9 protein-coding genes are annotated in these 20,884 nt (G+C 52.4%); 5 read left to right on the top strand and 4 right to left on the bottom strand.

The window, feature by feature from the left end:
* Positions 1–100: 100 nt before the first annotated feature.
* The gene (locus tag CA13_RS11405; protein ID WP_419194203.1) at positions 101–3,229 is read right to left on the bottom strand and encodes an NPCBM/NEW2 domain-containing protein; all 3,129 of its coding nucleotides are present in this window, start codon (positions 3,227–3,229) and stop codon (positions 101–103) included.
* Between the two features lie 588 nt (positions 3,230–3,817).
* Between CA13_RS11405 and CA13_RS11400 the strand changes: the two genes are divergently transcribed.
* The 3 genes from CA13_RS11400 to CA13_RS11390 all read left to right on the top strand — a co-directional run bounded on the left by CA13_RS11400 (position 3,818) and on the right by CA13_RS11390 (position 10,763).
* On the top strand, positions 3,818–5,731 hold the full coding sequence (locus CA13_RS11400) for an alpha-L-fucosidase (RefSeq protein ID WP_146396558.1): 1,914 nt from the start codon (positions 3,818–3,820) through the stop codon (positions 5,729–5,731).
* Between the two features lie 168 nt (positions 5,732–5,899).
* Positions 5,900–8,977 (top strand): glycosyl hydrolase family 95 catalytic domain-containing protein, encoded by a 3,078-nt coding sequence (locus CA13_RS11395; RefSeq protein ID WP_419194202.1) that lies wholly within the window; start codon positions 5,900–5,902, stop codon positions 8,975–8,977.
* A 367-nt stretch (positions 8,978–9,344) separates the two neighbouring features.
* Positions 9,345–10,763, top strand: a complete 1,419-nt coding sequence (locus CA13_RS11390; protein ID WP_146396552.1) for a PAS domain S-box protein — start codon at positions 9,345–9,347, stop codon at positions 10,761–10,763.
* A 182-nt stretch (positions 10,764–10,945) separates the two neighbouring features.
* On the opposite strand, the gene CA13_RS11385 is transcribed toward CA13_RS11390, so the two are convergent.
* Positions 10,946–11,203, bottom strand: a complete 258-nt coding sequence (locus CA13_RS11385; RefSeq protein ID WP_146396549.1) for a hypothetical protein — start codon at positions 11,201–11,203, stop codon at positions 10,946–10,948.
* A 433-nt stretch (positions 11,204–11,636) separates the two neighbouring features.
* On the opposite strand from CA13_RS11385, the gene CA13_RS11380 reads away from it, so the two are divergent.
* Complete coding sequence (locus CA13_RS11380) at positions 11,637–16,625, top strand: PVC-type heme-binding CxxCH protein (RefSeq protein WP_146396546.1); 4,989 nt, start codon at positions 11,637–11,639, stop codon at positions 16,623–16,625.
* 243 nt (positions 16,626–16,868) lie between these two features.
* Positions 16,869–17,951, top strand: coding sequence for a serine hydrolase domain-containing protein (locus tag CA13_RS11375; protein ID WP_419194201.1), 1,083 nt, complete (start codon positions 16,869–16,871; stop codon positions 17,949–17,951).
* Between the two features lie 215 nt (positions 17,952–18,166).
* On the opposite strand, the gene CA13_RS11370 is transcribed toward CA13_RS11375, so the two are convergent.
* Together CA13_RS11370 and CA13_RS11365 are read right to left on the bottom strand one after the other, a co-directional pair.
* Positions 18,167–19,024 carry an alpha/beta hydrolase gene (locus CA13_RS11370; RefSeq protein ID WP_419194200.1) on the bottom strand — a complete coding sequence of 286 codons (858 nt, stop codon included), beginning with the start codon at positions 19,022–19,024 and terminating at the stop codon, positions 18,167–18,169.
* 490 nt (positions 19,025–19,514) lie between these two features.
* Positions 19,515–20,798 carry an Lpg1974 family pore-forming outer membrane protein gene (locus tag CA13_RS11365; RefSeq protein ID WP_146396543.1) on the bottom strand — a complete coding sequence of 428 codons (1,284 nt, stop codon included), beginning with the start codon at positions 20,796–20,798 and terminating at the stop codon, positions 19,515–19,517.
* Positions 20,799–20,884: the final 86 nt, after the last annotated feature.

Raw genomic sequence — 20,884 nt, 5'->3', positions numbered from 1 at the left:
CAGTGACGAACGCAAGCGGCAAGACCAAAAAGTCGATCGAAATGACAGGGGTGACACAGCGTGCAGTGTGCGGCGTGTTCGTACCTCGCAATTCGCGTCGCTAGTCACCGTGTACAAAACCAGCGTTTAGCCAATCGGCATGGTCGGCGGCGATACCGTCTCCGCCGTCTTCGACAACCAGATGCAATTCACGCAGGCGATCATCTAACGCGACATTAAAGTGCCACAAGCGACGACCACCGTTCCGCAACACGGGGCTGCGAGCCAATACGATCGGCGGTTCCCCCATCTCTAGAACGTCACCGACAACCTTGAACACCACACTGCTGCGTGGGTCGGTGCTCTTTTCGTCATCCAGGCCTACCGACGCAACAAAATGGTTTGCTCCTTTGGGAATTCGATAGACCAGTGTGGACGTCGCATGCACCCCCATGCCCTTTTCATAGACCTTTCCTTCGACGGTGAGCGGCCGTGCCATGCACGACTGGTCGACACCGATCGAGCCCCAGCCACTAGAAGACTTTTTGGGGTTTAGGTCGGAGCAAAAAATTTGAGGCAGTGGAGGTGTTGTGGGGATCGGCGGCTGGTTAGGCATGGTCACCGAAACTTCGGCCGTCTCACTCCAAGCATCGGTCCAACCGCGTGCTTGCACCGTGTAACGATATGCTTTTCCCCATTGGACCGTGGTGTCCCGAAATGTTATATCCGATAACTCGGCCATATCGGATCCATCTCGCTGAACTCGATAACCGTAGGCTTCCGACGGATTCCATTTCAGATTGACCTGGTCCAAGTCGATCGTTGCACTCAATTCGCTTATGGCAGATGGCGTTTGTGCTGATATTTCTGCAGGCTCGAACCGCGCCGACCAAGCGACCTCGCAGTCTGAGTTGCTGGCAATTTTGATTCGGATTGTCGGGCCGGTCTGCACAAAGGAAACGTTGGCATTGTGTGGACCCTCTTTCAATTGAACCTCCATCAGTCGCCACGATTCCTTGCCGGTTGGAACTACGACGCGAATCTCGTAGTCATCATCACCAACCAACTGACTGCGGCCGCTCAAGGTCGTCTCCGCCTGTTCCCAACGTTCATCACTCAAGTCGACCACACCTTGTGTTAAATGCCGAGACGTGCTGACGACTTGTGGATGTTGCCTGGTTGGTCGTACCGAGAGTATTGCGCAACCGCCCGGCGGCAAGTCAGCAGCAATGGTATTGGAGAATGGCGGTAGGAAACGATTCGCCCAGAAATCGAAGCCTACGTATTGATCTGCACTTTGATTTGCATCTTGATCTGCACGGGGTAAATCAACGCGATGCAGCGGATACTCGATGCTGGCCGAATGGGTGACATCCCAGTTAAATAGGCCAATCACGTCCTTGCGTATTGGATCGCGATCGTCAATTAGTTGCCATACTTGTGCCGGGTCGTTCTCTAGATAGTCGATCGGGCGTACCGTTTTCAGCGAGTGCGAAGGCAAGCTGCGTTTTAGAATCTCTAAGCGTTCCGGCGGCAGTTCAGAATAGCTGTAACTACTCGAATGCAACGATCCGGTCAGGGCAGTCCAGGAGACCGACGTTTGTGCCATCTGCTTTGGAAATGATGGTCGCACATACGCGGGATCGGGATCGTTGAACCAGACACGTTTGTTCAAGAAAAACACTCGCGTAGAGAACAGCGGGCCACGGACCAATCCGGATGGTCGAGCACCATTGTCGGGCCCGACCCGCATCGCATCGACTCGACCAAACGCTGGACCAAGAGATCGCATGTTCTGCGGCGCACAACACCCCAGCAGGAAGACGTCGCGACCAGCAGCGTCGCGTACTAGGTCCAAACCTTTCGCATAGGCTTCGATCGGAGTGATGAGAGGATTGAAACGTGTGGTTAGACCCAGGTCGTCATCTTGGTACGAGGAATTAACATACTGAAGCCGAGTTCCCGTTCCTGTCCATAAACCATCCATTTTGAAATATTTGTAGCCCCACTGATGAGCAATCCGTTCGACAATCGATTTCAGATACTCTTGCGTCTTGGGGTTGGTCATGTCTAGACAGGTGCCGCCCCAGCGAGTAACAAACGGAGCTTGACCCGCCGGGAAATCGGGACGCGTGCCACCGTTGGTCTCGCTGATGTAGTTGTACGGCGAACTTCCCTCTTGGTAGAAAAGGTCTTGTTTGTCGGCCCAGTAGGGATCGTTCCAGGTTCCGGCAAACGGCATGAACCAGATACCCGGAGCCAAACCTTGCGAGGAAATGTAGTCGGCTGTCTGTTTCATTCCCGATGCATAGGGTCCGCCGGCTCGGATCGTCGAAAAATCCTTCTCGGGCCCGTTTTTGCTCTGTCCGGCTTGCCATCCATCATCGATTTGCATCACTTGGAGACGATAAGACGCCAAGTGATCGCGGACAAAATCGGTGTTGCGAGCGAGCTTGCTTTCGTCCGAAGCGCCGCCGTGATACCAAGTGCAGTAGACGCTCGGTTGGGCGGGCAACTGTATCTTCCGTTCCGTAGCAATTGCCTCGCCGTACTGTTCCAGTCCATTGCGGATATCGTCAAAACAACCAACGAGAAGCTTTTCGGTTTTGACTTGTTGTTGCGATTCAATACGCAAATCGCCGTAGTCGATATGAGCCTTTAAATTGGCCGTTTCTTGTTCCCCGTCTGCTAGAACAACCCCTGAGCCTCGTTCATGAGTGAGCCATCCACACACGATTCCGCGGTAGCTAGCAGGATCACCAACCGCCATGAACGCATAGCTGCCAGGACGGTCGGCCAAGTCCAATAGGCCCGCTGTACTGATTGTCTTCAATTCAGACGGTGGTATTTGCAAGTCCACTTTGCCCGCCAACATATCCTGCTTTTTGACGATGCGCTGCAGGTCGCCGTCGTTTCTCAGGGTGCGTTGCCAAACGGCAAATGGGAGTTCCGCGAATAAGGATACCTGCAGTCGATCACCCGTTGATGACTCAAGCAAAATCGCTTGCCCCTGTCCCCAATTGGGATGGGCTAATTTCTGTACCGTTGCCGCTGCACCACCGTCTTGGACACGGATGTCATGAACGAGAAACGGTGTATCAGCCGGTGACCTGCGCATATGCAGCGCATTGTCTTGCCAAGTAATGTGTAAATGCGGGTTGGAGATTATCAACGGCTCGGCACTTGTAACTCCCGAAAGGGAGCACAGTATCAATCCCGCCAGAAGACTTGTTGGTTGGTTACGACGCATGCGATTCATTGCCAATTAAAAAGTTGCCAGTTCAAAAGTTGCCAGTTCAAAAGTTGCCAGTTCAAAAGTTGCCAGTTCAAAAGTTGTTCCATTTGCCGCAGGCTAAGCTGAACGTTTGAAGGTAGTCTCGAATGATCCGGGTCGCAAGCGAACGTCTACGGCCTCCTCCACTCCCTGTGAAAGGGTATGCGTGCCAAAGTTCGAAGGTGTGCATCGTGTTGTGCCGTGACGACGACTTGCGCGAAAAATTAATGCTTGGCAAGATTTGCCTGGTCTGCTGCCGGGGGGCGAAGCCGGTCAGTGTCACTCACCCAGGCTGCAAACCGATGACGTTTGTGGCTCTCATGATTTAAGTCAAGAATATCGATGCAATTGTCAAACGTCGATATTACGAAGGCACCTTCGTCACGTTAAAGTAGCAAATCTGCCGTATGGAAATGCTGAAATTATCATCCCCGCGGCCGCAGGGTTTTAGATAGAATGTGCGTTACACATGATTCACTGTAACGAGACTCTTTAGAGAGCTCTGGCAATTTTCATTGTGTCCTAGCCCCTCCCCCACCCCCGTTTTTTGGGATTGCCCGCCTCATGAGACTCGCCGTACTTACTGCATTGCTGTTTTGCCAAACCGCTTGGGCTCAACCGCCTCAAATCGCTGATGGCCCTTTCAAAGGTAATGAAGAATCGCTGGAACAGTACCGGTGCCCAGATTGGTTTCGAGATGCAAAGTTCGGTATCTGGTCTCACTGGGGACCCCAAGCGGTTCCAATGCAAGGTGATTGGTACGCCAAGCATATGTACGTTCAGGGGCATCGCCAATACGAACATCATTTGAAGACGTATGGTCATCCATCGGAACATGGCTACAAAGAGATCATCGATCTTTGGAAGGCGGAAAAGTGGGATCCGGATCAACTGATGGATCTGTATAAAAAGGCGGGGGCACGCTACTTCGTCAGCATGGGGTCGCATCACGACAATTTTTTCTTATGGAATTCAAAAATTCACAGATGGAATTCTGTCAAAATGGGGCCGAAGCGTGATGTGGTAGGCGATTGGCAAAAGTCGGCAAAGAAACACGGTTTGCGTTTCGGTGTATCCGAACACTTGGTAGCTAGTTTCACATGGTTCCAACCGAGTCACGGAAGCGACAAAAAAGGCCCAAAAACCGGCATTCCCTACGACGGTGCTGATCCAAAGCTTCAAGACTTGTACCACTTCCCCGCCAAGCCGGGTGATACAGGTTGGAACAGCAATGACCCGCGGTATCACAAAATTTGGTTTAACGAAATCAAGGAACTGGTCGACAATTATCAACCTGACCTACTTTATTCCGACAGCCACATGCCGTTTGGCAATGAGGTTGGCGCGAGTCTAATCGCTCATCTCTACAACACCAACGAAGCACGTCATGCTGGCAAGCTGGAGGCGGTTTATACATGCAAACAAAAATCCGAAGGTCGCTGGGTTGAGGATCTTGAACGCGGTGTGATGCCCAAGATCAATCCCCATCCATGGCAAACCGATACGTCCATCGGCGATTGGTACTACAACGAACATTGGAAGCCACGGCCAGTCAGTTGGACGATCCATATGCTAGTGGACATTGTCAGCAAGAACGGCAATTTACTGCTGAATGTTGTTCAGCGTCCCGATGGTTCCATTGACGATGACGTTCGCCAGTCGCTCGAGCAATTGGCCGATTGGATTGCGATTCATGGCGAAGCGATTTACGAGACACGCCCGTGGCTCGTCTATGGCGAAGGCGGCGTGCGATACCGAGGCGGCAGCTTCAAAGAAGATTTCAATTATAGCGCCAGAGACATTCGCTTTACGACGAAGGGGCCGTCACTTTATGCGGTCGCGTTAGGTTGGCCAGACGATGGCAAGCTATTGGTCCGTTCGCTGGCATCCGTCGCTGGCAAAATCAACACCGTCAGTCTGTTAGGATACGACGGCAACGTCGATTGGCAGCAGACCGATGAAGGACTTGTTGTGACGGTGCCAACCAAGGCAGTCTCGGAATACACGTGTGCACTGAAGATTACAGGCGAGGATCTGAAACCCGCACCGATTCCGAAGATTATCATCACCGTTTCACCTGACAAAGCTGGTAACTATGTATTGAAGCCTGACGATGCTGAGCTTAACGGCGACCAGATCAAAATTGAAAACAAGGGCGGTCAACCAAATGTCGGCTACTGGGATCGCGCAGACGAGTCCGTTGCCTGGACGCTCAGTGTCGATAAACCTGGCAAATTCAACGTGAGTGCGTTAATCGCTACTGCGCATGCAGATGGAGAATTCGTTGTCGATGCTGCGGGTCAAAGGCTAGTTGGCAAGCCAGCGAAAACGTCTGGTTGGGAACACTTTCAAGAAACACAACTTGGCAGCATTCGAATCGACAAGCCTGGTAAACATGTTCTCACGATGCAAGCTCGCGATGCGAAAACTTGGAAACCGATTAACGTGCGGCAATTAAAGTTGGTACGAGATAAGTAAAATCGTTGATCCAGCGTTTCCTTGGGATTTGAAAGTGGCATAAGCATCCTGCTTGCCAATCATTCAAGTCAATAAAAATCGCGAGCTGGAATTTTACGCCAACTTGCGATGTCCCGAACATTAGAAGCTCTCGGTAACATTATTATCCTCGCAAATGACCCTGCCTCCATGACCAAATCCAGATATATAACTTTCACAACTCTGTTCCTAGTTGTTGTTTCTGCGTCCATGGCGTTTTCCGCCGAAGAAGGCTACCGTCTCGACGACCGTTCGTCGCTGTACGTCGCTGGTCCTGACAAACAGCTCGACCTCATTGACGACGTGACCTTAGAAGCTTGGGTCAAGGCGGACGCCATGAGTCAGGCTGGCGGACGCATTCTCGACAAATCGATCAGCGGCACACAGTTGGGCTACATGCTTGACACGCATCCCGGCAATTCATTGCGGTTCCTTAACGCAAAGGGGATGGCGACGTACTCAGCGAAACTTACCGGCGACCGCTGGACCCACGTCGTTGGTGTCTATGGCTTGGCTGAAAAAGTGATGAAACTATATGTTGATGGCCGTGAGGTGGCTAGTCTTTCGGGCGAGTTTCGACCGATGACTCTCAGCAAGGCTCCGCTGGTTATCGGTGCTGATCCTAGTGGTGGTAACCGCTTTCACGGACGCATTCTAAGGGCGGCGGTTTACAAGCGGGCACTCAAACCAGAAGAAATTGCCACGCGAGCTGCATCGATGCGAGCGGCATCGACCCAACCGAAGCCGCTCGAAGGCGTGCTCGGTGAATGGGTTTTTTCGAGTGAGCCAGGCCGAACGATCACACCCGTGGCAGGAACGCTGGCACTTCGCCGCACCCAGCGAGGCACTACCGCCATGCGTCCCTTCAAGGGAGCTTTCATCGGGGAAGCAGGTGCACCCGAGAGCCCACGATGCCTTTGGTACACGCGACCTGCCGCCAATTGGAACGAGGCATTGCCGATCGGTAACGGCCACATCGGAGCAATGGTCTTCGGCAATGTGAACCATGAACGGATTCAGTTCAACGAGCACACGGTATGGACCGGTCAACCGCATGATTATGCCCATGAGGGCGCCGCAAAGTATCTGCCGGAAATCCGCAGCCTGTTGCAGGAGGGCCGTTCGTTGACGCGAGAGGCTTTGGAACTTGATCCAGAGCGTCGAAGCGAACCATCACGTGAATTGGCGAACAAAGCCCGTGCTAAGCAACGCGAGGCTGAAAATCTTGCGGGCCGCGAATTCATGAGCATTCCTTTGGGCCAAAAGACGTACCAGCCGTGCGGCGACTTATGGATCGAAACGCCCGAACCCCAAGAGGCGAAGGAGGTTAAGCAATTCCGCCGCTGGCTTGACTTGCAGACGGGCATGGCTTCGACCGAGTACGGGGTGGGCGACGTGACCTATCGTCGTGACGTTTTCGCCTCGTATCCCGACAGGGTATTGGTGACTCGTCTGACTTCCGACAAACCAGGTCAGGTCGACGCGCTGTTGCGTCTCAGTAGTCCGCACCAAGGCGAGACTCTGGTACAAGGCGATACAATCATTTTACAGGGTCAGGTCGAAGACGACGGCATCCGTTTCGAGGCCCAAGCCAAGGTGTCGGCCGAGGGAGGCACGCTGGCTGTTGAGGGAGATACCGTGCGCGTCACGGGGGCTGATGCAGTGACAATCCGCCTAGTCGCCGCAACTAATTTTGAGAACTTTCGTGAACTGACAGCGGATCCGAGCGCCCGCTGCCAAGAATTGCTGGCGAATGTGGCGGACAAGCCGCTGCACCAGATCGTGCAGAGTCACTTGGCCGACCACCAAGACCTTTTTGGCCGCGTGACGATCGACCTTGGACGCACCGACGCCGCTCGCCAACCGACCGACGTTCGTCTAGCTAATTTTTCCAAAGGAGGCGATCCCGATCTCGCCGCGTTAGTGTTTCAATACGGGCGTTACTTGCTTATCGGTTCGAGCCGTGCCGGTGGTCAGCCGGCCAACTTGCAAGGCATCTGGAACGAATCGCTACGTCCACCGTGGGACAGCAAATACACATGCAATATCAACACCGAGATGAACTATTGGCCAGCCCTGACCACGAACTTGGCCGAATGTCAAACGCCGCTCAATGACGCGATTGCTGACTTAGCGGTTTCGGGCCAATCCACTGCGAAGCAGCACTACAATGCATCGGGATGGGTCGTCCATCACAACTTTGACCTGTGGCGGGGAGCGGCCCCGATCAACGCGTCAAACCATGGCATCTGGGTCGTCGGTGGAGCATGGCTGTGTCAACATTTGTGGGAGCAGTACCTGTTCACCGAAGACGAAAAATTCCTCGCGGAGAAGGCTTATCCTGCAATGAAGGGATCTGCGGAGTTTTTCGCTGACTTCTTAATTGAGGACGAGTTGACAGGGCATCTTATCAGTGGCCCTTCGAATTCGCCCGAGCAGGGCGGCCTCGTAATGGGGCCGGCGATGGACCACGACATCATCCGTAGCTTGTTTGCGAATACTGCCGATGCGGCTCGAGTGCTTGGTGTTGACTCGCAATTGGCAACGAAGCTCGACAGCCTTCGAAACCAGATCGCGCCAAACCAGATCGGCCGAGCAGGCCAGCTTCAGGAATGGATGGAAGATCTTGATGACCCGAAAAACCAGCACCGCCATGTGTCGCATCTGTGGACCGTTTTTCCCGGCCGTGGTATTACCTGGCACGACAAGGATATGTTCGCAGCGGCCCGCCAATCGCTGATTTATCGCGGTGATGCTGCTACCGGATGGAGCATGGGTTGGAAGGTAAACTTGTGGGCAAGGTTCCTCGACGGCGATCACACCTATTTGATCTTGAGTAACCTGCTCAACCCAATCGGCACAGTCAAGGGCCAGGGGGGGCTGTATCCCAACCTGTTTGACGCGCATCCGCCATTTCAGATCGATGGCAACTTTGGCGCTACGGCCGGTGTCGCCGAGATGTTGCTGCAGAGCCACACAGGCGAATTGCATTTGCTGCCAGCGTTACCCAAGGTATGGGCGGACGGCAGCGTGCAAGGTCTCTGCGCTCGTGGCGGCTTTTCCGTCGACATCGCTTGGAAAGACGGTCGGCTCGCCTCGGCAACGGTGACTTCGCAATTGGGGAATCCTGTGAAGATTCGTTCGGGAGACCGTGTTGTGAGCTTCAACACGACGAAGGGGCAAAGACTGGTCGTCGATGCGGATCTGGATCTGCAAGCTCGCCCATAGTCGTTTCGCGAAATGCTGCTATAAGCGGTCGCCAGTCAATGGGGGCGCCAGTCCATTGGATTCGGTAAATAGCACCGTTGGGTCACTAAGTTCGTCCCCTACACGCCTGTGCGGGACTGTACGAAAAGCAGTGGTCAGCCGATTATCGGTTCACGGATTCTCTGCAGCGAAGCGAAACAATGTAGAAACGACGAAGCGGCTCAGTTGACTTTGATACGTGCGAGGCGAAAAAAGTCGTGGGAACGATGAGCGGTATTTCGCCAAGATTTTCCTCGGATCCCTTCGTTTGCTTCCAAGGGGGCTTTAAAGGTTACTACAATGACAGGCTGCTGTAAAAAAAGGCTCATCCTCGAATTGCATAGAGAAGATGAACAACGAACCCGCCGCCAATAACTCCCGCTTGCCACGGCATGATGATTTGTCGCTGTGTCATTCCATTTTTGGTGACCAGCTATTTGGGTACGGTGTTGGTTGTGTCTGTTTTGAAGTGGACACAACGGCAATCGTTTGCGCTAATTCTTCATTTTTACAGTTCCTGGGTTTGAACTGCGGCGAGGCGATTGGGCATCCGTTATCAGGTTTTCTTCCGCGACAAGATCGTCAAGCTTTTGCGGATGATATTCACGTTTTGAGTAAAAAACCGGAGTCGACGCTGCGCCGAGAATTCCAGCTTGAGGGAAAGACGGACACTGAAACTTGGGTACAATTCAACTTCATCGATCGAAAGTCCGGGAACGACGCAAAGCCAACTATCTCAGCAACGGCATTAGACATTTCCGAGCGGAAACGGCTGGAACAGCAACTGGTGCTATCTATCGCTCGATTTGAGATGGCACAAGAACATTCAAAAGTCGGCAGTTGGGAGTTGGTTGACGGTGCAGTGGAAGGTTGGTGGTCAAAGCAGCTTTATGAACTGCACTGTTTTGATCCGGCGCAGGGACCACCAATGCTTGGTGACTTTCTAGGGCGTGTTCATCCCGAGGATCGTGCAGGCGTCATTGGTGCCATTGCGTCACCATTGCAGCCAGGTCGTGAAATTAGGCTCGAATTCCGAAGCGATCCAGGGCTTGGGCCAATGAAATACTTTGCTGCAACCATCTACACGACGGAGAAGAACGGGAACCTTATTTGGAACGGAGTAAACCAAGATATTACAGAGCAAAAACGGTTGCACGCTGCGCTCGAGGAAAGTGAGCGGAAATATCGTGAGATCGTCGAGTCGGCCGCCGAAGGGATTTGCGTCGTTAGCCCAGGCGGAATCATTCTTCAAATCAATGAGCAAGCCGCCAATATGTTGGGGTTTTCTCCAAGCGAGTTGATGGGGACGAGCATTCTCGAATGGAAAGACTCTAAATCCGTCGAGTTGCCTCTAAATGCAATTGAAGAGGAAAATTTTAAGTTCGAACAGGTTTATGAGACCAAGCTCAAACACCGTAGTGGGAGTGATGTTTGGGTTCTCGTTTCACGATGTCCGTTGCTTGATGAACGTGGTGAAATAGTAAGGGTCAAAGGCACCTTGATTGATATCACTCATCGTAAAAAAATCGAAGAGCTAACGAGAAATTCTGCAATCGCGAAAGCCAAGCTTGAAATGCTTTCGAAGCGAGAGAGGCAAGTGCTGGAAGAAGTTGTGGCGGGACGAATGAATAAAGTGATTGCAAAGAATCTCGACATCAGCGAGAAGACAGTTGAACGACATCGGTCCAGAGTGATGAAGAAACTGAGTGTCCAAAGCGTCGCGGAACTCGTACGGATTTCTGTGATAGCCGAGAGTATTGTGCAGTAGGCGATGTTTAGGGGCGTGTTGCGATGTTAACGAATTAACAGTGTGGACTAGTCATGAATCGTCGTTCTGACCGAAAAAGTCGAAGCAAGCTCGGCCGACTTTTCAAGCAAGTGTTCACGATATTTCGTGGAACAAATTCTGGACCGACCGAGCTTTGCTTCATGCCCCGTTATCTTTTTCGGTCAAAAACTCGTTTTCCAGGATGCCGATTTTCGAAATGAGGGGTATCCCCCAATCGAAATCGGTGTTCCGATCAGCAGTGAACCATTACTCTGGGTGGAAACGCCCATCGCGAAAGGTCGTGATGCGGATTTCGTGGAGAGTTGGATGTTTGGTGGTTTGAGTATATGTGTCAATCTCATCACCAGTTTTTTTTCAGTAACGGCAAGATTGTGAATTTGGCGAGTTGTTGCGGATACTGTTTTTTCAATGGTTTTCACTGTGAATTTAGTTTTGGTTGATGCTTTGAGGATTCGGTATTTCCCCCAATCAGAGGTGGTTTCGGTGACAAGAAAGATTGTTTGTTGAGGCTGGTCGCATTCGTCGTGCTTGCATGTTCCGCTGCGGGGCGTATTGTCCGATCGCATGGCACTGCAAACCTGTCCCAACGGCATCGGACTAAGCGGCCGCCGATCTCGGTGAGCAAGATGGCTCTGAAATTTGCAGGCCGAAGCATATTTCGATCGTTGATGGCGAGAGGTATTTCGGCCGAATTCGGGGGATGTTCCGGCTAATGCCACCACGGCATCGATTTTGGGTTTTTCTGTGGCAACCCAAAGGCGGGCGACCGCAGCTACGCTAAAATCATTCGGACCGCTTGGGTTCTCCCATTCTTTACTTCTGCTAATTAATCCTCCACTTAATCGTCTAAAAATGATATTTCAACTGCTTCGCTATTTCATGCCGACTCTGGTGCTCGTCTCCTTGTTACTGCCTGCGGCCGGCGGCGAGCCAGTCTTCAACCGAGGCGATCATGTTGTCTACATCGGCAATACGTTGGCCGACCGGATGCAGCACGATGGGTGGTTGGAAACGTATCTTCACGCACTGCTGCCACAGCATGAGCTGACATTCCGAAACCTCGGGTTCTCAGGGGACGAAGTAAAACTTCGCCAACGTGCTGATAACTTTGGAGACGCCGATATGTGGCTGACCAAGTGCGGTGCCGACGTGGTGTTGTGTTTCTTTGGCTACAACGAAGCGTTCAGGGGTGAAGCAGGACTAAAGGGATTTACAGACGATTTGGCGGCAATGATCGACCAGATGCGTGCGCAAAAATATAACAGCAAGTCCGCACCGAAATTGATTGTCTTTTCGCCGCTTGCCCACGAAGATCTCAGGAGTCCTCATTTGCCTAGTGGCTCTGAGAACAACAAGAACCTGCGGATGTATACCGACGCGATGCGAGACGTATGCAAGTTGAAACAGGTTCCGTTCGTTGACTTGTTTCAGATTTCCCAAAAGCTTTACTCTGAAGCTGGCAAGCCACTGACCATGAACGGCATCCATTTGCACAGCCATGGAAACCGTGCTCTTGCACAAGCTATTCTGACGTCGTCCGATACACCCTTTGCCGGATTGGTGAAGCAATCACTGCCTGCTGATTCCGAAATGGAGATACTCCGAGAGGCCGTGCTCGATAAGAACTATCATTGGTTCAGCCGGTATCGCGTGGTGGATGAGTACAACGTCTTTGGCGGTCGATCCAAACTCGCTTGGTTCGGCCAATCCAATGCTGATGTGATGATGCGTGAGATGGAAATTTTCGACGTGAAGACCGTCAATCGCGACCACCGAATTTGGTCGATCACGCAGGGTGGCGACTTGGATCTTAAGGACGATAACTTGCCCTCCGAGTTGGTCGTGAGACCGAATAAAGCGGGGCCGCTCGAAGGTGGTGCGTTTCCGTATTTGGACGGCGAAGAAGCCATTTCGCAGTTGACCGTGCAAGAAGGCTTTGAAGCCAACTTGTTCGCTTCGGAAAAGCAATTCCCGCGGCTTGTTAATCCTGTCCAGATGGCGGTTGATACCGATGGACGCTTGTGGGCATCGGTATGGCCTTCGTATCCACATTGGAATCCAGTCGAGCCTCGTCAAGATGCGATCGTGATTCTCCCGGACGAAGACCGCGACGGCCGAGCAGACGAGTGTATTGTGTTTGCCGATGGACTCAATAGTGTGACGGGCTTCGAGTTCTGGGGCGGTGGTGTGCTAGTCGCTGCACTGCCGGAACTTTGGTTCTTGAAAGACACCGACGGTGACAACCGTGCCGACTTGAAAATTCGCATGTTGCAGGGGCTGTCGAGTGCCGACACGCACCATAGTGCCAATGCGATGTTGCTCGGCCCTGATGGTTGGTTGTATTGGTCGCGGGGGATCTTCAATGTGGCCGCGATTGAAACTCCGACACACACCTATCGTTCGGGTTTAACGGGCGTGCATCGCTTTAACCCACGTACGTTCGAAATCGAGTTTCACTATCCAATTGGTCCGAATCCACATGGCGATGTCTTTGATCGTTGGGGGTATCAATTTGCCAACGATGGAACGAGCGGAACGGGCGGTTACGTCAGTATTGGAAAGGGGCAACGTCCGGGGAAACGCCAGTGGTTCAAGAAAGAGTGGCGGCCGGTAGCAGCGACGGGATTGCTTTCGAGTAGTCACTTTCCCGAATCGAGTCAAAATAATTTCTTGGTCTGCAATACGATTGGGTTCTTGGGTGTGTTGCAATATGAAGTGCAATACAACGGTGCGCAGATTACGGCAAACCGGACTGCTGATTTACTTCAATCGTCCGACCCGAATTTTCGACCGTGCGATATCGAAGTGGGTAGTGATGGAGCGATTTATGTTGCCGATTGGCACAACACGTTGATTGGACATATGCAGCACAATATGCGTGATCCAAATCGCGATCATAGTCATGGTCGAATTTATCGCGTCACTGCAAAAGGACGCGATCCGCTGACGCCAGTGAAGATGCAGGGTAGACCGATTGCGGACGTCTTGGAAAACTTTTTCAGCAAGGAAAATGGCGTACGCTATCGAACGCGAATCGAACTGAGCGGTCGCAACACAGAGGATGTCGTCCGAGCCGTCTTGGCATTCACGGGGAAATTGGATCCCAAGCACTCCGGTGTCGATCGTGATGAGGCTCAGGCTTTGCTCGAATGTTTATGGGTCCATGAAGAACATCGCATGCCGAACATGGCGCTGATTAAAAAGACGTTCCTCGCCGACGAACCGCGAGTCCGGGCAGCTGCGATACGAACACTCGGTCACTGGGCGAAGCATAAAATCGGTGGCCAAATCTTGAGGGACCATTTGCCCGGTTGGGAAACGGTTTTGTTAGCGGCTTCCAAGGACGATTCGGCGCTTGTCAGGGCCGAAGCCGCCAAGTCGGCGGTGGAGTTCGGTGGTTTGTTGTCCGCTGAGGTGATTTTTGAAGTAGCGATGCGACCTACGGACCCAGAACTCGTTGACGTCCTCAACTACGCTCGCCAAGAGCTCAACGTTGACTCCATGATTGCGGAAGCAATCCGCACCAAAAAACCACTTTCGCTCGCAGCCGAAGCGTACGCGTTCGCCAACGCCGCGCCGGAACTGTTGCTGCAGATGAACAAGTCGGCTGCGGTTTATGAGTCGCTGTTGTCACGTGATCAAATCCCCCAAAAGTTCCGACTCGAGGCGGTCGATGCGCTTGCGGCAGCGAACGCTTGCTCGCCGCTCGAGCAGTTGTTAACCAGTATCCGTAGCAGCGAGAAGAGTGCCGCGAGTAGCCTCGGTGACCTAGCTGGCATGCTATCCTCGATCGCCAAGAACACGGCGACCGACCATTTGCTGTTGGAGCAAATCGCCAACGAAACTCATTCCTCTGTAGTCCGCACCGCGGCTTATGCAGCGTGGTTGAAGTCGGGTGATGCCAGCGAAGTTTGGCAACACGCACTCAGTTCACGTGACAAACTGCATGACGCATTAGCATGTATCGGAACCGTTAAGGATGTGACGAAGCTTGCCGAACTTTTTCCGCAAGTCCGGCAGCTGATGTTTGACTTGCCTGAGTCACTTCGCAGCGAAGCGGAAGACACGACGGTGCAATCGGGGCTCTCCGTCGCGTTTGAATATTATCAACCGAATCCTAGCAACGTACGGGTGGAAACGCTCGACAAGTTGCGGCCTCAGTTGACTGGATACATCGATCAATTCGAGACATTTGTACCCGGCGGCGCCAAAGACGCATACGCGACGCGGCAAACGGCGTCCATTAATGTTCCGGTCACCGGCGTTTATACCTTCTTCATCGCGTCCGACGATGGCTCGCGTCTATACATCGATGGACAAGAAATCATCGATCACGATGGGCGTCACGGGATGTCAGAAAAACGTGGCAAGGTGAAACTGGATGCTGGCCTGCACAAAATCGTCGTAACGTACTTTGACAATGGTGGTGGCGATGGTTTGAAGGTCGCTTGGAAAGGCCCTGGTATGAAAAAACAGGACGTCGACGCGTTCGTTTTACAGGGTACTAATGGCGGAAACTTGAAGCAACAAGCATTGCAGACAATCGCGGATTGGCCTGGACAGCTCGATGAAAAGATTAGCGACTTTGCCGAACTTGTGAGGCAGGATGTGTTGACGGAGTCGGCGCTCCGTGCGCTGGCATCGCTGCCGAGCGAAACCGTCGCGAACAAGCTTTCCAAAACGGATTCACCCGTCATACTCAAGACGTTGCTTCAGTACGCCAATGAAGCGACACCGGTGGAACGTCAAAGTGGCGAGTTCACGAAATTGCTGCGATTAGGGACGAGTTTGGCCGTTTCGTCGGGAACAACCGTCGCCGGTGCCGCTAAGCAGTTGAACGAGCTGCGATTGAGTATTCCGGTTGAGGCAGATCCGAAAACAATGCGACTCGGGGCAGAAGTCTATGCACGCGAGAGTCATTGTGCGACGTGCCACCAAGCGAGCGGTCAAGGTTTGCCGAATTTGTATCCGCCGATCGATGGAAGTTTGTGGGTAACTGGCAATGAAGATCGCTTGATCCGCATGGTTCTAGATGGAATGCACGGCACGATCGAAGTGAAAGGCAAGCGTTATAGTTCACCACCGCTACCGCCGATGACCGGTTTTCGCCAGTTACTCAATGACGAGGAGATTGCGGCCGTATTGACATACGTGCGCAACACTTGGTCCAACCGCGCCAATCCGATTGACGAGAAACGCGTTGCCAAGATGCGCGCGATTGACCGAGGCAAGGATGCGACGTTCTGGAGCGTCGTTGATTTGCTTGAGGAGTATCCGATGGAAGACGGTAGCGTGGCAGTTGCTCAAGCGTCCAACGATGGATGGATTCCCAAATTGGTGAAAGAATGGAACGCGAGCGATTTCAGCGAATCCGACTTGGTTGCTCGTGACCGATCGTTGGAATCGGGGGCTTTGGCGTTTACTCGCATCGGTTGTATTCAATGCCACAAAATCGGAAACGATGGGGGTGTTTTTGGCCCCAACCTCGCTGAACTTGACAAAAAAAATCGCAATGCAGCTTACATTCTCGAGGCGATGCTCGACCCGTCCAAGACTATCGAAGATGAATATGCGATGCGAACCTACCTGACAGACTCAGGCGAAGTTGTTTCAGGGTTTGTCGTCGAGGAGACCGCAACCGAAGTCCACATCAAATCAGACCCGTTGGACCAAGACGCACCGACAGTGGTGATGAAGGACGAGATCGAATTTGAAAAGAAAAACGAAAAGTCCGCCATGCCCAACGGCTTGCTGAACTATTTCACCAAAGAAGAAATCCTTGATCTTGTCGCTTACGTTATCGCAGTTGGTGACAAGACCAGCGAGGCAAATGAAAAGTAGAGCGTCAGCCGTGATATCGCTCACGGTGCCAAACGGATTCACATCCTCGGTTCGTCGATGGTGACCGCCCATGATGGCAATACCCTGGTACCGTTGCTGGACTTTGCTGGTGTTTCCATCGGACTGTTTTCAACAACCGTTGACGTGAAACAACGATTGAATGTCTAGAACGCAGGCAGAACGGACTTTCCGTCAGCCCTGCTTCTTATGTAATTCCAACCCATTCTTACTATAGGGCTAATCGTGTATCGATTTGCATTCGTCGTTGTTCTCGTAACCGCAATCTCAGTTGAAACGCTGCAGGCACAATCGGTGTCTCTCCCTCGCAGCACGCCGGAGTCGCAAGGGGTTTCCTCAGCCGATATTTGTGAATATATCGAGGCAGCAGATCGAGAAGTCAACTCGATGCACAGCTTCATGTTGGTGCGTCACGGTCACGTGGTCGCCGAAGCATGGTGGGCCCCTGAGTCGGCCGACAAACCGCACGTTTTGTGGTCCCTTAGCAAGAGTTTTACATCCACCGCCGTTGGGTTGGCCGTGGCTGATGGGAAATTGAGTATTGATGATCGGGTTTTGGAATTCTTTCCTGACGATGCGCCTGCGGAACCATCCGCGAACCTCAAGGCGATGCGAGTTCGTGACTTGCTGACCATGTCGACCGGCCACCAAGATGAAGTCGATTGGCTTGAAGCAGAGCATTGGGCAAAGGCATTTTTGACGCATCCCGTTCCGCATAAACCTGGAACCCACTTCCGATACAATACGCCGGCAACCTACATGTTGTCCGCGATCGTCCAGAAAGTCACTGGTGAGACGGTACTCGCTTACTTGAAATCCCGATTGTTTCAGCCGTTGGGAATCGAGGATCCACGTTGGGACGAGAGCCGGCAAGGCATCTCCATCGGTGGCTATGGGTTATTTCTTCACACCGAAGACATTGCTAAGTTCGGGCAGCTCTATCTTCAGAAAGGCAAGTGGAACGGAAAGCAACTGCTGCCCGAATCGTGGGTCGATCAGGCAACATCAAGACAAGTTTCCAACGGTAGCGATCCGAGTAAGGATTGGGATCAAGGCTACGGTTTTCAATTCTGGCGTTGCCGCCACGATGCCTATCGCGGCGACGGCAAGGATGGGCAATTCTGCATCGTCTTACCTGAGCTCGATGCTGTCGTCGCCATCACCGCGAACTCAGGCGACATGCAGGCCGAACTGAATGTTGTGTGGGACAAATTGTTGCCAGCCTTTGGTGATGAGCCATTGGCCGAGAACCCTGATGAGCAAGCAAAACTCAATGCGATCACGGCAAAACTAAAAGCTTCGAGGTAAATCCCGATTGTGGTCTATTTAGCCGTGTACGTTAAATTTCAATGTTCTAAGCAACGATCGATGCAATTTTCGGTTCGGGCTGCTCGTCCACTGAGTCATCGGCCGGGACCGTTCAAGACGCCAATAATGGATCGGCATCCGTAGGACAAGATTCTATTTAGCATCCGCCAATGTGAAACCCAAAGTCGGCATGGATGTTGCTTCGTATGGATCACTTACGGAGCGAGATGAAGCTTAAACCAATTCACCATTTCTTCGGTTGATTTTCTGGCATCCTCGCCTTGGAATCCGTGTCCGGCGCCGGCGACTTCAATGAGTTGACTCTTGACTTTCGCCGCTTCAAATGCGGCTTGAATGTTGCGGCTGTGCGAGATCGGAACGAGGTCATCTTTGTCGCCAGCGATTAATAATGTTGGTGGATCGTCGGGCGTAACGTGAACAAGCGGGGAACCGGCTTTCGCACTTTCCATGTCCAGGTTCAACGCAGGAAATCGATCGTAAGCAGGCAAGCGGTTAGGATTATGGTTGACCATGATTCGCAAATCGGTCGGTGCAACAAATGCGACTACGGTGGCGACACGATCGGATACCCTATCGAGTGGGTCTTGTGCATTCTCATCTCCCTCGTCCGAAGCAGTGCCAAGCATCAACGAAAGATGTCCGCCGGCGCTGTAACCGTAAACCCCTAATCGCTCGGGATCGACTTTGAACCGTTCTGCGTTGCTGCGTAGGAAGCGAACACTACGACGAACGTCCGCGACCGCCTCAGGAATCGAAAACTTTGGGCTACTGCCGTGTCGAACAGCGAAGACGGTAAAGCCCTGATCGGTTAGCGGCTTGAACATGCCCTGCGTTTGTTCCGGAGGAGACCAACTTGAAAACCAACCTCCACTAACCATGAACAACACGCCGGCACCATTTGCATTGTCCGTCGGGCGGAATACATCGAACGTCATCGCCAATCCAGACTTATGGCCATAAACGACGTCAGGCGTGATTGTGATTTCGGCATGCAAGTACGATGCACATGGAATGATCGCAATCGTGATGCAAAGTAGGATACGACTAACCACAGGATTCTCTTTGGGGGGGACGGGGAGGGAACTGAAATTTGGCAGGCAAGCGGCCGGTTACGCCCAAATTATAGCGAATTATGACGTGTGCTACGCCATACGCTATTTCAAAAATTTGCCTTCGAGGCGAATCCTGGACATGGCTTCGGACATCAACCCCACTCGATTCACGTCGTAGGTGATTGGCCCATCCGGTTGTATGAAAGGTAAGCCGGTTGCGGTAAGTTGAACAGAAAACGGTTCGCGGAATATGACTAGCAGCGGCCTCAATCAAAACGAAGTCGAATTTGTCCAACACTCATTCTTTTCATCGATACAGAGCATCCACACCGCATCGCTCGGCTCTTGAGGCAAGTTCAAAAGCGTCTCCAATCCTAACAAGGTTGGATCGTCGAAGCGGCAATACTTCGAAAGGAGATCCGCAATATCAATCACCCATTGTATTGACGGAGAGCTCATTGCATTGAAAGGGCCTTGCTGGGGCCGCGAATCACCACAGAAGTTCAGTGCCCACGGTAATGCCAATAAAGCTTAGCGAATCATCAATGGGACTGTCGCCACTGAGACCGCTGTCAGGGCCTGTAAAGACGCCCGTTGGATTCGGTCCGCCAACATTTGTGAAGTGCTGGGCCTCGAAAGCAACTGTCAACGACATCCAGTTACTCGGAGTGTAACGTATGCCGATCTGCATTTCAGCATTGCTCGACAACGTGTCGCCGCCATCGCGGAATGACCTCAAGTCGATATCTCCAATCGATTGCGTAAGGTTGTTGGCATCGTCAGCTACCGAGAACTTCTTGTGTCCAAACAGTAGGGAACCGCGGAGTTCCGTGAATAGCGACAATTGCTTCAGCGCCAGATTGTGCTGTAAACGCATCGCCACGGTCGGACCAATGCCGCGAAACTCAGAAATCGAGTTTGCATTGCCTTGGTCCGTCATCGCAACATACGTTTGGGCGAGTTTCGCGTAACGAATTCCCGCGTAGACGTTGAGCGGGTCAGCGAGCTGACGTTGCATTTCCCAATCGATCACATCCGTACGAATTTTGCTCCTAAACTCACCCTCCTCAATGAACGCCAATCCAACGGTGATGTCGCCGTCTTCGCTAAGGTAGCCGACCGTCGCTTCGTTGCCTAAAGGGATCAACCCATTCGCATCATTCGCAACGAAACCTTCCGTATGCCGGAATTGCCAGTACCGAACACGCCATCCTAGGGAATCGTCCAAGCTTTGTTTGCCAAATTGGACTCTCGGAGAATGTTCCATCTGCCATGGAAATGCGATGTGAGAATAGCCGCTATCGGTCTCGATAATTAGGCCGGTCGTGTTGTTTTGGATCGGTTGGGCAATGACGCTTTCGTAGGTCGCAAACCATTGATTACCACTGTGGGCCATCTTCTGTGTCAATGGTGTTTGCAGTTGAGATCGTAAAGAAGCGATCTCATACTCTTGGGAATTAACGAGTTCCCTCAACTCTGCGACCTGAGTCCAAATGTCAGCGTGGGGTTGCTCGGCGACTTCGTAGCCCGTCTTCGCTATCGCGGTTTCGGCAATCGGATTTGGAGCGGAGGGATCCGAGGCATGCTTCGAATTGCCAGTAAGCAACCCCGCGAATTCCTTGGATGAATTGGATGAGGGTCCGTCTTGCGCAAACGCAGTGGAGGACACCAGGATCAACGCGATAAACGCGACGCGATTTAGCCAAAATGGTTTGTCTCGAAAATTCGAAAACGCCCATGGCATGTAGTGCAAGCCAGTTGTGTTAGGTGACATATTTGACAGCCCTCCATCTTGGGATTGTTGTTCAAGGCGGCAGAACGAGGTGTGACCAATCGATGCTGTGATTTTCGTCGAGAACT

This window comes from Novipirellula herctigrandis (genome assembly GCA_007859835.1).
Lineage (GTDB): Bacteria > Planctomycetota > Planctomycetia > Pirellulales > Pirellulaceae > Novipirellula_A > Novipirellula_A herctigrandis.
Note: the sequence above shows the minus strand (reverse complement) of the source record. Positions and strands in the feature narration are given on the sequence as shown.

Bases quoted from the DNA above. Each gene is read 5' to 3' on its own strand.
- CA13_RS11365 (WP_146396543.1), bottom strand. From the start codon at position 20,798: ATGTCACCTAACACAACTGGCTTGCACTACATGCCATGGGCGTTTTCG.
- CA13_RS11380 (WP_146396546.1), top strand. From the start codon at position 11,637: ATGATATTTCAACTGCTTCGCTATTTCATGCCGACTCTGGTGCTCGTC.
- CA13_RS11405 (WP_419194203.1), bottom strand. From the start codon at position 3,229: ATGCGTCGTAACCAACCAACAAGTCTTCTGGCGGGATTGATACTGTGC.
- CA13_RS11400 (WP_146396558.1), top strand. From the start codon at position 3,818: ATGAGACTCGCCGTACTTACTGCATTGCTGTTTTGCCAAACCGCTTGG.
- CA13_RS11395 (WP_419194202.1), top strand. From the start codon at position 5,900: ATGACCAAATCCAGATATATAACTTTCACAACTCTGTTCCTAGTTGTT.
- CA13_RS11390 (WP_146396552.1), top strand. From the start codon at position 9,345: ATGAACAACGAACCCGCCGCCAATAACTCCCGCTTGCCACGGCATGAT.